This is a genomic window from Campylobacter concisus (assembly GCF_902460545.1).
GTDB lineage: Bacteria > Campylobacterota > Campylobacteria > Campylobacterales > Campylobacteraceae > Campylobacter_A > Campylobacter_A concisus_AE.
In genome coordinates this window covers 11,455-26,133 of sequence record NZ_CABPUE010000006.1, presented here as the reverse complement: position 1 = coordinate 26,133, position 14,679 = coordinate 11,455, and the positions used below count along the sequence as shown (strand labels likewise).

Below are 14,679 nucleotides of genomic sequence, written 5' to 3'. Positions count from 1 at the left end.
ATAGATTAGTGGATGCCATTTTTGCGTATCTATCTTTTCATCTTTTAGTAAATTTTCATCTACAAAAATGCCTGTAATCTTACAAGTAACGATGCTAAACCACTCTTTTAACTCTATCTTTTCTACAACCGTTTCTATCTGTATCTTGCACTCTTTTATCCTGACGGTTTTTGCTTTTATGCCAGGCTCTTTGCTGAGATTTGCCACCTTAAATTTGTCGTGCTCGTAGGTGTAGCCAAGATTCTTTTTTTCTTCTGGTACGTTACTATCACCAGTTAGTTTTTCCATTTTTTGCACAGCTTCTAGCAGACTCTCATCACATAAATTTAGTGTGATATCTGAACCATTTTTGATATTTTTAAAGCCTTGATTTTCAATGCCTATGCCAAGCACCATTGTATTTCCTAACGTCCAAGAGGATGAAAGCACCGTGATATCATCGTTAGCGTTTTTATCTTTTGTGGTGGCTAGCAAAACCGGAAAGCCGTAGTAAAAACCTTGTCTGTTTAACTCTTTATGCATTTTTGCTCCTTTTTTGTGATTGTAGCTTTTGGCTCTTTAAGGCTTAAAATTTTAATGTATTTAGATGAAAATTTAAAGCTTTACCTAAGCGTAAAAAGCGCTCTTTTATCAGCATTTAGCTATCATTGCTTAAAAATTTAAGAGAGAAAAATGCATAACCTAAACCAACTTTTTGTATTTACGAACTCGCGTAAGATTCGTGAATTTAATACAAGTTTTAATGATGAGCTAATCCCAAAAAGCCTAAGTATTGCCGAGTTTTATAAAAAGGTAGTTTATGCAGATGGTAGGTTTGAGATTGATAGCACCTATGCTTTAGTGCTTATGAATAGAGCCTGTGCCAGTGTCAAAAAGGCAAACTCTGTTCTTAAAATTCCAACTGAGTTTTTTGAATTTTTGAAAAATAATGACTATCTTTTTTCATTTTTTAAAGAGCTAGCTATTAGTAAAAAGAGTATCGCTGAGATCAAATTTAACGATATTTACGCTAATTTTGAGGAGCATTTAAACATACTTGAAGCGGTTTTAAAAGAGTATGAGAGCTTGCTTGATAGAGAAAATCTCTATGATGATATAACCTTGCCAAAAATTTATAACGTAAATGAAGCCTACATTAAGAGCTTTAGTGAAATTTCACTGCATATAGATGGAATTTTAAGCGAGTTTGAGTGGGAAATTTTAGAGAAAATCTCAAAGCTAACTACGCTAAAAATTATCTTTCAAACCAGTGTTTTCAACACAAAGCTAATCAATAAAATAAAGCAAATTTCAGCTATTAGCGAGATTGAAAATTACAAAAAATATGAGCTAAATTTAAAGACAAATGAGCTAATTTGCTTAGAAAATATCAAAAAATTTGAGCCAGTCTTAGAAAAGCGATTTGCCACTAGAAGCCTGCAATGTGCCTACGCTATGGCAAAGGCGAGCGAGTTTGTGCGTGATGGAATAAAGCCTGAAAACATCGCTGTTATATTGCCAGATGAGAGTTTTAGTGAGATTTTAAGACTACATGATAGCAATAAAATTTTTAACTATGCTATGGGTGAGAGCTTTAAAAATACAAAATTTTATGAGGCGCTTTTTTACATTACAAGAGCGATAAACGAAGAGGTAAGGCCGGTTTTTGATCAAAGTAAGTGTGAGAGCTACGAGGAGCTTGGCTTTATCTTGAGCACGCTTGGCGTAAATGAAGAGCTTTTTAATAAATTTAAATCAAGCTACTTTGATATTTGCGACTTTGCTAAATTTAAAGAGCTAATAGATGAGCTTTTAACGCTTGAAAATGAGCCAAGATGTGAAGAAAAGCTCGCGCTTGAGCTTTTTAGGATTGAAAATTTATGCAGGTATTTTGACTTTAGCTTAAAGCAGTTAAGTGAAATTTTTTTGCTAAATATATCACGCCTTAGTATCGATGATGTGGGCGGTGGAAAGATCAGTGTCATGGGCATGCTAGAGAGTCGCGGAATGAAATTTGATGGTGTGATCATAGTTGATTTTAATGATAATTTCATCCCAGCAAGAAGCACAAACGAGATGTTTCTAAACTCAAAAGTGAGACAAAAAGCGGGGCTTATAAGCTACCTTGAGCGTGAAAATTTGCAGAGATTTTACTATGAAAGTCTTATAAATAATGCCAAAAAGGTCGCCATAAGCTGTGTTTTAAATGAAGAGAGTATTCCTTCAAGATTTTTAAAAAATTTCAAAACAATAAAAGATGAGAAATTTAGTGACGAGGCGTACTTAAAATTATTTTTAAAAGGAAGTACAAGCCTAAATTTAAGCGATGACGAGATCATTTTGGAGCATGATTTTTTCACTAGACCGCTATCATTTTCGACACTAAATTTATTTCTAACTTGCCCAAGAAAGTATTATTACGCAAAGATAGCTGGTATAAAAGGAGCAAAAGCAATAGCAACTGAGCCAGGATCTAAGCAAGGAAATAGCGTGCATAAGGCGCTTTATGAATACTACACGAGTGATTTTTATAGACAAAAAAATATATTTGATTTGGCTATTTTTAAAGAAATACTTGCAAAGCAAGATTTTTCTTCGCTTGAGCTTGAGATTTGGTCGCAGAAATTTAAAGAATACGCAGAGTTTGAAAATGAACGTTTAAGTGCTGGCTTTAGGGTGCTTGAGTGTGAAAAAGATATAGAGAGTGATTTTTGTGATGTAAAGATAAAAGGCATTATCGATAGGATCGATGCTAGCCCTGATGGTGAGCCTTTTATACTTGATTATAAAACTGGTGAGACAAATGCGAACTCACTTCAACTTGCATTTTATGAAGCACTTTATGGTAGCGAGGTAAAAAGTGCATATTTTGCCCTAAAGAATGAACCTGTGCTTATTAGCTCAAAAAAAAGCGTGGATGATCTAAAGGCCGAGATAGAAAATCTAAAGAGCATAAATAACACTAAGATAAATTTTGAAAGAAAAAGCGGAGCTTGTAAATTTTGCGAGTATGCCATACTTTGTAGGAGAGAGTTATGAAAGATTTTTTAGCCCTAAAAGCAAGTGCTGGAAGCGGAAAAACATTCGCTTTAAGCGTTCGTTATATCGCTTTGGTGCTTAGAGGCGAAAATATAAACGAGATCATCGCTCTAACCTTTACCAAAAAAGCAGCCAATGAGATGAAAGAGCGCATAATCACAACTTTTTTGGACTTACAAAACAAAAAAGACGAGCTTGATAAGCTTTGCAAAGAGCTTAGCTTGAGCCAAGACGAGGTCATAAAAAGACGCGATGAGAAGCTTGATAGATTTTTGCAAAGTGAGCTAAAAATTTATACATTTGATGCATTTTTCTCTGGAATCCTAAAAAAATTTAGTCAAAATTTAGGGCTTAGTCCTGATTACAGCGTGCAAGATAGTCTGCAAGATCTGGCATGGAAAAAATTTGTAAAAGAGGCAAGTAAAGATCAAAAGCTTCTTAGTGAGCTTGCACTCATGATGATAATTTCAAGCCAAAAAGAGGCGAGTTTTTCACAGACTTTGGCTAAATTTTATGAGAGCTTTGGCGGTGAGCTAAAAGATAGTGGTGCAAGCTATCCAGATGATAGCAAGGTAAGAGCGGCGCAAAAGGAGATAAATGAGCATATAGCCTTGCAAAATGGTGCTAGCGATACGGCCAAAAAGACATTTAGTGAGCAAAATTTATTTGAGCTTTTTAAAAACAAGGTCTTTGAAAGAGAGAGCCTAGATTACCGCACTTTTAGCAAAATTTATACAAGTGAGCTTGATGAGCTTTTTGTAAAGCTAAAAGAGGCGGCAAAAGAGTATATTTTGGAGGTTGAAAGATATAGACTTAGCGGTTTTAGCAAGCTCTTAAATGTTTATAAACATTCAAATTTAGAGTTAAACAAAGAGATAAATGCTTTAAGTTTTGCTGATATAAATAAGCTGGTCTTTAAGCTTTTGGTTGAAAATTTTGATAAAGATGTGCTTTATTTCAGGCTTGATGGCCGCATAAATCACCTTCTGATAGATGAGTTTCAAGATACAAATGTGATCCAATATGAGATCATCTTGCCAATTATCAATGAAATCGTTTCAGGATACGGACAAAACGGACTTGGAAGCTTTTTTTATGTTGGAGATACGAAGCAAAGTATCTATAAATTTAGGGGCGGCAAAAAAGAGCTTTTTGATAAGCTTGGAGATGATTTTAGTCAGATAGATATAGAAAATTTGCCTAGCAACTATCGCAGTTTAAAGGCTTTGGTGAAATTTAATAATGCTATTTTTGAAGAAATTTACCATAGGTATGGGCTTAGTTTTGAGCCACAAGAGCCAGCTAAAAAAGATAAGGAGCTAAACTACAAAGTAAGTGGCGAGTATCCTTATTTTGAAGCCGAGGAAGACGACTATGGCTACTTGTGTGTGTTAAGTGACGAAGATATCGCAGGTGCAGTAGTTTCACAAGTAAAAGAGCTAATCGCTGCTGGCGTAAATGCAAGTGAGATAACTGTGCTTTGCTGGAAAAATAGCGACATCAGCTTCATCTCAGAAGTGCTTAGCAGTGAGGGGATAAAAAGCGTAAATGAAGGCACTTTGGAGCTAAAGCGAACGCCGTTTGTTGCAGCGATCATCGAGTATGCGAAATTTTGTCTTTTTGGTGAAGAAATTTATGAAAAAAATGTAAAAGCACTTGTAAATACAAATCCTAAAAGGCTAAAAATAAAAGCTGAAGATAGTGCGACAAAAAGCCTATTTTATCTAGCTAAAAATTTATATATAAATATGGCTGATGTTGACATTCTAAGGCTTTTTGAGCTAAGCAGTGGCTATAAAAATTTAAGCGATTTTATCTTTAACCTTGAAAATTTCAGTTCTAAAATCAGTCCTAAAAATGCTGACGGCGTAAAAATAATGACTGTTCATAAGTCAAAAGGGCTCGAGTTTGCTCACGTGATAGTTTGTGATATGATGAGTAAAGGCAGAGGTGATGACTCAAACTTTATAACAGAATATAGCGAAAAAGGCGAGTGGATAGTAAAAAGTAGAATTTCTGGTAGAGAAAATTTTGACCCTGAGTATGCTGGTGTGTTAGAGCAAATGAGAGAGCTTGAGAAGCAAGAAAATATCAATAAAATTTACGTCGCTTTCACAAGGGCAACAAAGTCGCTCATCATCATCAAACAAGCCGTCCCAAGCGGAAACAGCCCAAGCTTTTTTTCATTTTACACAAGAAGCGACAAGAGCGAAGCAAATGACTATCTTGATCTAAAAGAGTTTAGCTTTGGTAAAATTTTACCTAGCAAGAGTGAGCAAAAAGAGGCTACAAAAGATGAAAAAATGCCTGAAATTTTAAAGATAGAAAGACAAGATGTAGAGGTAAGAGAGCAAAAAACGAGCGGTAAAAATTTAGAGGCAATCTATTTTGGTTTAGCGTTTCACTATTTACTTGAGATGAGCGAGAAATTTGATGAAAATTCGCTTTTAAAAGCCAAGAGTTTAATGCTAAATAAATTTTATAAATTTCTCTCACCTGATAGACTTGAAGATGCCTTTAAACGGGCAAAAATGCTAATAAATGAGCCAAAATTTCTAGAGTGCATAAAAGGTAAAGAAATTTACAAAGAACAGCCATTTAAAGTAAAAAATGAACTAAAACAGATGGACTTATTTTGTATTGGAGAGAGCGAAATTTGTGTGATTGACTATAAAACGACAGATAAAAATATTGAGGAAAATAAAAAACAAGTTGAAGAATACAAAGAGGCATTAAGTAAATTTTATCCAAAGCATAGTATAATCGCCGTCATCTTCTACGCTCTTAATGGAAAAATTTCATATATTGAAGTTTAAATGCTACTTAATTTAAGCTTTATAAAAGCATTGTTTAAATACAATCACAACTCAAAAATTAACTTGGCAAAGGTAAGAAAATGACAAAAATAACAAAGCCAAACGAAGTTAAACGAGACTGGATCGTTGTTGATGCAGCTGGTAAGCGCTTTGGTAGATTGCTAACTGAGGTAGCAACTATACTTCGTGGCAAAAACAAACCATGCTTCACGCCAAACATAGATTGTGGCGACTATGTTATCATCATAAATGCTTCAAAAGTAGAATTTACTGGTAATAACAAAGCTGAAGATAAACTTTATCACAGACACTCAGGATACTTTGGTAGTGTAAAGAGTGAAAAATTTGGCGATTTGATAGCAAATAAGCCAGAAAAACTATTTAAATTAGCTGTTCGTGGAATGCTTCCAAAAACTAAACTTGGAAGAGAGATGATAAAAAAACTAAAAGTTTATGCTGGCAGTGAGCATCCTCATACGGCACAAATAGCTAAAAAAGAAGGAAAATAATTATGGCAAAAGTTTATGCAACTGGTAAAAGAAAAACTGCCGTAGCAAAGGTTTGGATAAAAGCTGGAAGCGGTAAAATCGTAGTAAATGGTATGGATCTTAATACTTGGCTTGGCGGACATGAAGCTATAAAGCTTAAAGTAATTCAGCCACTTCTAGTTACTAAACAAGAGAGTTTAATAGATGTAGTAGCTACAACTTTAGGTGGTGGTTATTCAGCACAAGCAGAGGCTTTAAGACACGGTATTTCACGTGCTTTAGCTGATATGGATGCTGATTTTAGAGCAGCACTTAAACCAAAAGGCTTATTAACTAGAGATTCTCGTGTTGTTGAACGTAAGAAATTTGGTAGAAGAAAGGCAAGAAGAAGCCCACAATTCTCTAAACGTTAATGAGTTTTTGCAAGTGCTTTTGCATTTGCAAAATTTAAGTTGTGTAAATTTTCAAATTTACATTGTTAATTAAATTATGATTTAGAGTCGGTTAAATTTTATTAAGTTAAAATGTAACCACTTTAAAATAAATCCTAAGAAAGGAATTCTAAATATGAAAAAGATTGCTTTAGCTATGGTTGCCGCAACAGCGGTTTTTGCGTCTAACGCAGCATATAATTATGAAGTTACTCCAACTATTGGTGGTGTTCACCCAGAGGGAAATCTACGTGTAAAAGACCATAACTTCGTTGGTGTTAGAGCTGCTAGAAATCTTGAAGATTTTTTCTTTGATCAAGTAGAGCTTGGTGTTGATTACACTCAAAAAGCAAAAGAAAAAACAGGTAGCTTAACAAGAGAAGGAAGAGTTCTTAGATATCATGCAAATCTTGTAAAAGATATAGTTGATTTTGGACCAGTTAGTCTATATGGCTTAGTTGGTGCTGGATATGAAGATGTTCCAGCTATTTTTGTTAAAAATGAAGATGGCGGTTTTGGCCAATATGGTTTTGGTTTAAGATATCAAGTAACTGATAGATTTGCTCTTAAAGCAGAAGCAAGAGACGCTATCAAATTTGAGCACGCTGATCATAACCTATTCTATTCACTAGGCTTTGGTATCGGTCTTGACTCAAAAGCAGCTCCAGTTGTGGCAGCAGCTCCAGTTGCAGCAGCAACTCCAGCAGCAACTCCAGTTCTTGATGATGATAATGATGGCGTGCCAAATGATATAGATCAATGCCCTAACACTCCAGCTGGCGTGGTTGTTGACGAAAGAGGATGCGAGAAAGTTATCGTTCTTAGAGACCTGGATGTTAACTTTGCATTTGATAGCTATAAAGTTGGACCAAAATATGCAGCTGAGATCAAAAAAGTAGCTGACTTTATGGGCGAACACCCAGATTATAAAGTTGTACTTGCTGGTCACACTGATAGCGTAGGCGCAGAAGCTTATAACCAAAAACTATCTGAAAAAAGAGCAAAAGCAGTAGCTGATGTTCTTGCTGGCTATGGAGTAAGTGAGGATAAAATTTCAACAGTTGGCTACGGTGAGCTTAAACCAATTGCTACAAACAAAACTAAAGAAGGCCGCGCTCAAAATAGACGCGTTGAAGCTACTTTCAATAAATAATCTTAATTGTTTAAAGTTACTTCTTTTGGGGCTTAGCTTCGGCTAGGCCCTTTTTTATTTCTACGGAGAAAATGATGAAAAAAACTATACTTTTTGATTTGGACGGTACGCTTATTGATTCGACTTCTGCTATTTTAAAAGGATTTGATAGAGCTTTCTTATCCCATGGTAAAAAAGAGCCAGACCATAATGCATTAAAGTCTTTGGTTGGTCATCCGCTTGAAATAATGTTTGAAAGACTTGGTGCAAGCAAAAATTTAATTGATAGCTATATAAAAGAGTATAAAGCTTGCTACGAAAAAATTTATCTTGATGAGACAGTACTCTTAGATTATGCAAATGAAGCATTAAAGGAGGCAAGTAGCTTTGCTGATGTTGGTATAGTTACTACGAAAACTTCAAAATTTTCTATTATCTTGCTTGAGCATTTAGGAGTTATGAAATACATAAAAACTGTTATTGGAAGAGACGATGTTACTAATCCAAAACCAAATCCAGAGCCTATAAATTTGGCTTTAGATAGACTTAATAAAGATAAAAATAATGCATTTATGGTAGGTGATACCATTATGGATTTAATGGCGGCACAAACTGCTTTTGTTACAGGCGTGGGCCTAACTTGTGGATATGGTCAAAAGAGTGATTTGGAGAAATTTAGTAAGCATATTTTCTCAAACCCATTTGAAGCCGTTAGCTTTATAAAAGAGGTTTAATAATCTAATATTCCTAAACTACTTATACTTTAAATTAAATTCAATCTAATGTTTAGCTTGCTTAGCTATAAAATTTACTCCAAAAATTTATTACCTTTGTTTGGTACAAAATCTTTTTAAAAATATTTATTATGAATTTTTAACATCTAAATTACTCTAAATAAATTGCTTAAAAAACTTGCTTTCATAGTAAATTTATCTTATTTAAAATATGAAAATTTGTCTAAAAATTAGCTAACTTCTAGGAGATCATAGATTTAAGACCCTAGCCACCTTTAGAGCACTTGCAAATGCAAAATGTAAGTTATATCCGCCAAGCATGCCAGTGATGTCCAAGACTTCACCAACAAAATAAAGTCCCTTAACGTTATAAGCTTGTAAATTTTCATCTAAAAATTCACTCTTTACGCCACCTTTTGTAACTTCCGCTCTTTCAAAGCCAAATGTCCCAGCTGGGGCAAATTCATAAGCAAAAAGCCTTTTTATTATTTGTCTCTCATTGTCATTAAATTCATAAAAGGCTCTATCTTTTAAGCCAAATTTTTTTAAAAACTCCAGCACAAATCTCTTTGGCAAGGGCAAAACCGAACTAAGCTGCTTTTTGCCATTTATTAAATTTTTCTCATTAAATTTAGGTAAAAAATTTATGCAAATTCGGCCCTTTTGCCAAAATAGCGAGGCATTTAGTATCGCTGGTCCGCTTATGCCCCTATGTGTAAAAAGTAAGTCCCCACTAAATTTATAGCTCTCATTTTTGCTATTTATCTTTACGTCTGCCTTTAGGCTAACGCCACTAAGTTCTTTAAACCAAAACTCATCTTTTTGTACGCTAAATCCAACAAGTGCAGGCGAAAGAGTTGATGTTTCAATGCCAAAATCATTTGCAATTTTATAACCAATGTCGCTTGCGCCAAGGGCTTTATAACTTAGTCCGCCACTTGCGATGACTAAATTTCTAGCTCTAAATTTCTCATCTTTTGTCAAAATTTCAAAAATTTCATCTACTTTTTTAGCACCAAGAACTTCTTCGTTGTAAAAAATATCCGCTTTCTGTCTTTTCAAAAGCACGTTTAAAACGCTCTTTGCACCGCTATCGCAGAAAAATTGATTTTGCTTTTGCTCACTAAATTTAAGCTCGCTAAAAAAATTTAAAACTTGATCTGGTGCCAGTATTTTTAAAATTTGCTCTATAAATTTTTGCTCGCCAAGATAGTTTTTAGTGCTTATGAAGCGGTTTGTGATGTTGCATCTACCTCCACCGCTTGCAAGGATCTTTTTGCCAGCACTACTATTTTTTTCTAAGATGGCAACCTTTTTACCATTTAAATTTGCTCCTAAAAATAGTCCGCTAGCACCGGCGCCAATGATGATGACGTCGTAGATCAAAACTTCAAACTCTCTTTTAAAGCCGCCTCGCTTGTTAGGCGAGAGTCAAATTTGATCACTTGATTTTTCTCGTTTTTGTAATAATCGACTACACCTTTTTGGCTATTTAGTAGCTCTAAATTTAAGCTAACTTCAGGGCTTAGATAGATATTTTTAAAAATTCTTGGATCGCTCAGGCTAAAGAGTAAAATAAGCCATATCACGCAAAGCACCACGCAGATGATGGCGAGTACTTTAAAGCCAAAAGCATGCAAGATGTATCCACCAAACGCACCTCCAACAAAGCTTCCTAAATAACCAAATGAATTAAATACACCAAGGGCTGAGCCTTTTTGCGAGGATTTTACAAATTTTGTTGCGGTTGATTGCATGATTGGTTCGTGAAGGTTAAATCCTATAAAAAATATAGCAACTCCCAAAACGAAGATAAAAAGCGTAAAACTAATGGCAAAAATAGTGTAGGTTAGAGCAAAAAGCAGCGTACCGGCTATCAAGATGACCTTGCTAAGTCCCTTGCCATCGCCAAGGGCGCCAGCTAGCCCCATAGCTAAAAAGCCAAGCACGGCGCCAAGCGTATAGACCTTGTAAAGCTCGCTACTTTCGTAACCATACTCTTTTACTAAAACGATAGGGATCACCAAAAATGCGATGCTTGCTAGCATCTTTTGCATAAAAGAGGTGAAATTTATGATCATGTAGTCTTTTTGTAAAAACAGCTTACCAAATGGCACTTTTTCACTTTTGGCACTCACTTTTATCTCTTTTGGTACAACAGTGTAAAGAAGCACAATGCAAAGTAAGCTAAGAGCGGCACTTAGGTAAAAGAGGCTTGAAAGTCCGTAGTCTTTGGCAAGAAGTGGCCCAAGCACCATAGAAAGTGTAAAGCTAAGCCCTATAAAAGCACCCATTATCGCCATGGCTTTTGAGCGTTTTTCTTCTGTTATATAGTCACTTATCATCGCAGTTGCAACTGCTCCGATAGCACCTACGCCTTGTAAAAATCTACCAAATAGCATGGTAAAAATATCGCTTGTAAGTGCACAAATTATTGAGCCGATGATAAAAACCAAAAGTCCGATTGTTAATGTTTTTTTGCGTCCTATCCTATCCGAGAGCGCTCCAAAAGGCACTTGAAATATCATCTGTGAGATCGCATAGACGCCTACTATTAGCCCTACTAAAAACTCGTTTGCTCCGTGTAAATTCAAGGCATAAAGGCTAAGCACCGGCAAAACTATAAAAAGACCTAAAAATCTGCTTGCTATGATAAAAGATAGTGGTAAAACGCTTTTTAACATAAAATTTTCCTTATTTTTAAAAGAACTAAGTTTATCATTTTAACGCTAATTTAAATTTAAAATTTTAATCTACTTTTTTGTAAAATACGCCCAAAAATCAAGGAGCTCTTGCAATGAAGATCGTGCTTGCAACATCAAATTTAGACAAAGTAAAAGAGATAAAAGAGTATTTAAAAGGCTATGAAATTTACGCCTTAAGCGAGATTGTAAAGCCATTTGAGATCGTCGAAGATGGCAGCACTTTTCAGCAAAATGCACTCATAAAGTCAAGAGCCGTCTTTGCAAAGCTTAAAGAGCAAGAGCTTGAGGATGAGTTTATCTCGCTTAGCGATGATAGTGGCATCAGCGTGGATGCGCTTGGTGGCGAGCCAGGGATTTATTCAGCTCGCTATTTTGACCTTGATGAAAATGGCAAAGTATGTGGCAAAAACGCAAATGACGCAAACAATAGAGCAAAACTCATTAGCAAGCTAAAGGTTCTAAATTTAAAGAGCTCACCAGCTCACTACACCGCCTGTATCGCCATTAGCTCAAAATTTGGCGACTTCACGGCGCATGGCTTTATGTATGGCAAAGCGATAGATGAGGAGCGTGGTACAAATGGCTTTGGCTACGACGCACTTTTTATCCCAGATGGCTTTACTAAAACGCTTGGTGAGCTAGATAATGAGACAAAGCTTAAAATTTCTCACCGCTCAAAGGGGCTTGAGCTTGCAAATTTTGTGCTAAAAAGTCTAAAGAAAAACTTTAGTTAAGCTCTTTTAGCCCTTTGCTGGCTCGCTCTAAAAGATCCCGTGCGCGAGGATTTTGCTCTTTGCTATTTAAAATTTCAAGCACTTTTTTGTAGTTTTTGGCGGCTTCGTCCTTTTGCTTAAGCTTTGCTAGGTCGTTAGCAAGCTCTACTAAAAGCTCTGATCGCACAAGTTCGTTGCTGCTTAACTCTGGCGTGATATCAAGTAAATTTAGCGCTAGAAGGTGGTTTTCGTGGGCTTTGTCAAAGTCGTTTTTTAGGTAGTAGGTGCTAGCGATGCCTTTTATACAGATGAGTTCGTCGTGCATCGGAGCATTTGGCACGTCGTCATAAATTTTTAGAGCTTCTTGAAAATTAGCAAGCGCCTCGTAGTATCTGCCTAGCGCCTTTTGTGCCGCACCTAGGCTGTGATAAGAGCGCGCTAGCAGAAGTTTGTCACTAACGTTTGCCGCGAGCTCTAGGGCTTTTTGTGAGAGCTCTAGCGTCTTTTGTGGCTCTTTATTTACCATGCACATGCTAGCGCCATTTATGAGCGAAGTGATCGCCTGCTCGGTGTTGCCCTCTTTTAAGCAGACATCAGTCGCTTGCTCGGCTAAATTTATGGCTCTCTCCAAATTTCTATCGCTTTTATAAAACTCCCTCACACTCTCTTGTATTAGCTCGTCACAGCTACTTGCAAAGAGGCAAATAGGCGCTAAAAATGGCAAAATTTTCTTCATCTTTTTACCTTTAAATTTTTGCCTTATTTTACCTTTTAAAGCTAGAAATTTATGTTAACTTTGATAAAATCAGTAAATATCTGTTTTTAACAAGGAGAATATATGGCTAATTTTGCAAAGTACATAAAACAGGATAAAAATAATAAAATAATAGACCCAAGTAAAATTTTTACATCACTACCACAAAAACATTATCAATATTTACGCACTCCACAAAATGATGTCATTGAAAAATGGTTTAAGCGAAGAGACGAGAATGCAATAATTATAAAAATGAATACCGGAAGTGGTAAAACATTAGCAGGTCTCCTTATATTGGAGAGCTGTTTAAGGGAAAATAAGGGGCCTTGTGTGTATGTTGTTCCTGATAATTATCTAATAGAGCAAGTTAAGAAGGAAGCAGATACATTAGGGATTCGAGCAACTACGAATATTAATTCCATTAACTTTGAAACCTCAAAGGAAATTTTAATTTGCAATATATATCAACTATTTAATGGACAAAGTAGATTTGGAATTAGAAAATCTGAAATTGAAATCGGTAGTATAGTTATTGATGACGCACATGCTTGTATAGATATTATAGATAAGCAGTTTGCTATAACGATTAAAAAGGATAAAAATAAAAATTTATATGATCAAATTTTTGGACTCTTTATTAACGATATTGGAAATCAAAGCCAGTCATTAGCAATAAAACTTAAATCAAATGAACCTAATGCTATGGGACTTGTCCCTTTTTGGAATTGGCAAAAAAAATATCAAGACGTTTTTAAATTTATAATAGAAATGGGAGATGATGATTTAAAGAAATTCAATTTAAAATTATTAGAAGATAATTTTGAATTATGCAGATGTGTGATTAGTTCAGATAGAATCGAGATAGTACCTCATATTATTCCTATACAAGAGTTTGTATCTTTTGAGAAAGCTAGGCGCAAAATTTTTATGACAGCGACACTTGTGGATGATAGTATTCTCTCGACCCATTTTAATATAGATGAAAAATATTTAAATACTCCAATTACTCCAAAAATGGTAAATGATATTGGTGAACGTCTTATTTTCGCTCCGCAAATAATAGATTCAGAAATAACAACGGAAGATATTCAAAAAATGTTGCAAAATTTGGTTAATGAGCTAGAGTGCAACATATCAATAATTTCACCATCTTTTCAAAAGAGTGAAATATGGAAAAGTATGGCAACTAGAATGTCTGACAAGAGTAATATTGTAGAATGTGTAAATGAGCTTAAAGATAAAAATTTAAAGAGTAATGTTGTTGTTTTTGTGAATAGATATGATGGTATAGATTTGCCAAATGATGCTTGCAGAATTTTATTAATAGATGGATTGCCAAAGGCACAAAGACTAATAGATCAAATAAATGAGAGCTATTTGCAGGGAGATGATGATAGAATATTAAACCAAAAAATACAAAAAATTGAACAAGGAATGGGTAGAGGGATAAGGTCTAATTCTGATTACTGTGTTGTATTGTTACTGGGGTCTGATTTGGCTAAAGTGGCCGCAATACATAAACATAAGTTTTCAGAGGCGACAAGACATCAGTTTGAATTATCAGAGGAGATAATGGAGGATTGCAAGGGCTTAGAGGACATCCAAATAACCATTTCACAAGTGTTGCAAAGAGACAAGAATTGGATACAAGCGCACATTGATAGAATTTCAAATATAGAGTTTAAAGCAAATCGTTTAAATACTTTTTTTATAGAATTGCGAAAAGCTTACAATTTTGCTACTAATAAAAACTATAAAGCAGCACAAGAGATTTTAGAAAATTATATAAATAAATTACCACAAGAGGATAAAATCTTTATGGGCTATGCAAAACAGATTCTTGCAGAATATACAAACTTTATAGATCTAAGTAAAGCACAAGAAA

Annotated in this window: 12 protein-coding genes; 8 read left to right on the top strand and 4 right to left on the bottom strand. The window is 35.1% G+C overall.

Annotated features, from left to right (window positions below; translation table 11 throughout):
• A partial coding sequence (locus FZ949_RS04915; protein ID WP_148790207.1) for a flavin reductase occupies positions 1–522 on the bottom strand: 522 nt, incomplete at its 3' end.
• Positions 523–672: 150 nt separating this feature from the next.
• Here FZ949_RS04915 and FZ949_RS04910 point away from each other — a divergent pair.
• The 6 genes from FZ949_RS04910 to FZ949_RS04885 all read left to right on the top strand — a co-directional run bounded on the left by FZ949_RS04910 (position 673) and on the right by FZ949_RS04885 (position 8,619).
• Entirely contained in the window at positions 673–3,018 is a 2,346-nt protein-coding gene (locus FZ949_RS04910) for a PD-(D/E)XK nuclease family protein (RefSeq protein WP_148790195.1), read from the top strand.
• The gene (locus tag FZ949_RS04905; RefSeq protein ID WP_148790194.1) at positions 3,015–5,834 is read left to right on the top strand and encodes a RecB-like helicase; all 2,820 of its coding nucleotides are present in this window, start codon (positions 3,015–3,017) and stop codon (positions 5,832–5,834) included. The genes FZ949_RS04910 and FZ949_RS04905 overlap by 4 nt, the downstream gene beginning before the upstream one ends.
• A gap of 80 nt (positions 5,835–5,914) precedes the next feature.
• Positions 5,915–6,343, top strand: coding sequence for a 50S ribosomal protein L13 (gene rplM, locus FZ949_RS04900; RefSeq protein WP_087581740.1), 429 nt, complete (start codon positions 5,915–5,917; stop codon positions 6,341–6,343).
• 2 nt (positions 6,344–6,345) lie between these two features.
• A complete protein-coding gene (gene rpsI, locus FZ949_RS04895; protein ID WP_021084780.1) occupies positions 6,346–6,735 on the top strand; it encodes a 30S ribosomal protein S9 in 390 nt (129 codons plus the stop codon).
• 154 nt (positions 6,736–6,889) lie between these two features.
• Positions 6,890–7,906 (top strand): OmpA family protein, encoded by a 1,017-nt coding sequence (locus tag FZ949_RS04890; RefSeq protein ID WP_084041636.1) that lies wholly within the window; start codon positions 6,890–6,892, stop codon positions 7,904–7,906.
• Positions 7,907–7,980: 74 nt separating this feature from the next.
• Entirely contained in the window at positions 7,981–8,619 is a 639-nt protein-coding gene (locus tag FZ949_RS04885) for an HAD family hydrolase (RefSeq protein WP_103579719.1), read from the top strand.
• Positions 8,620–8,868: 249 nt separating this feature from the next.
• On the opposite strand, the gene FZ949_RS04880 is transcribed toward FZ949_RS04885, so the two are convergent.
• Together FZ949_RS04880 and FZ949_RS04875 are read right to left on the bottom strand one after the other, a co-directional pair.
• Entirely contained in the window at positions 8,869–10,005 is a 1,137-nt protein-coding gene (locus tag FZ949_RS04880) for a BaiN/RdsA family NAD(P)/FAD-dependent oxidoreductase (protein ID WP_148790193.1), read from the bottom strand.
• A complete protein-coding gene (locus tag FZ949_RS04875; protein ID WP_148790192.1) occupies positions 10,002–11,303 on the bottom strand; it encodes an MFS transporter in 1,302 nt (433 codons plus the stop codon). The genes FZ949_RS04880 and FZ949_RS04875 overlap by 4 nt, the downstream gene beginning before the upstream one ends.
• 113 nt (positions 11,304–11,416) lie before the next feature.
• On the opposite strand from FZ949_RS04875, the gene FZ949_RS04870 reads away from it, so the two are divergent.
• Positions 11,417–12,058, top strand: a complete 642-nt coding sequence (locus FZ949_RS04870) for a non-canonical purine NTP pyrophosphatase (protein ID WP_148790191.1) — start codon at positions 11,417–11,419, stop codon at positions 12,056–12,058.
• Here FZ949_RS04870 and FZ949_RS04865 read toward each other — a convergent pair.
• Positions 12,051–12,773 carry a tetratricopeptide repeat protein gene (locus FZ949_RS04865; protein ID WP_103579715.1) on the bottom strand — a complete coding sequence of 241 codons (723 nt, stop codon included), beginning with the start codon at positions 12,771–12,773 and terminating at the stop codon, positions 12,051–12,053. The genes FZ949_RS04870 and FZ949_RS04865 overlap by 8 nt on opposite strands.
• 102 nt (positions 12,774–12,875) lie before the next feature.
• Between FZ949_RS04865 and FZ949_RS04855 the strand changes: the two genes are divergently transcribed.
• Positions 12,876–14,679: DEAD/DEAH box helicase family protein (locus FZ949_RS04855; RefSeq protein WP_187424711.1), on the top strand; the 1,804-nt coding region annotated here is incomplete at its 3' end.

Excerpts from the sequence above, each read along its gene's own strand:
- FZ949_RS04910 (WP_148790195.1), top strand. The coding sequence starts at position 673 with ATGCATAACCTAAACCAACTTTTTGTATTTACGAACTCGCGTAAGATT.
- FZ949_RS04905 (WP_148790194.1), top strand. The coding sequence starts at position 3,015 with ATGAAAGATTTTTTAGCCCTAAAAGCAAGTGCTGGAAGCGGAAAAACA.
- rplM (WP_087581740.1), top strand. The coding sequence starts at position 5,915 with ATGACAAAAATAACAAAGCCAAACGAAGTTAAACGAGACTGGATCGTT.
- rpsI (WP_021084780.1), top strand. The coding sequence starts at position 6,346 with ATGGCAAAAGTTTATGCAACTGGTAAAAGAAAAACTGCCGTAGCAAAG.
- FZ949_RS04890 (WP_084041636.1), top strand. The coding sequence starts at position 6,890 with ATGAAAAAGATTGCTTTAGCTATGGTTGCCGCAACAGCGGTTTTTGCG.
- FZ949_RS04885 (WP_103579719.1), top strand. The coding sequence starts at position 7,981 with ATGAAAAAAACTATACTTTTTGATTTGGACGGTACGCTTATTGATTCG.
- FZ949_RS04875 (WP_148790192.1), bottom strand. The coding sequence starts at position 11,303 with ATGTTAAAAAGCGTTTTACCACTATCTTTTATCATAGCAAGCAGATTT.
- FZ949_RS04870 (WP_148790191.1), top strand. The coding sequence starts at position 11,417 with ATGAAGATCGTGCTTGCAACATCAAATTTAGACAAAGTAAAAGAGATA.
- FZ949_RS04865 (WP_103579715.1), bottom strand. The coding sequence starts at position 12,773 with ATGAAGAAAATTTTGCCATTTTTAGCGCCTATTTGCCTCTTTGCAAGT.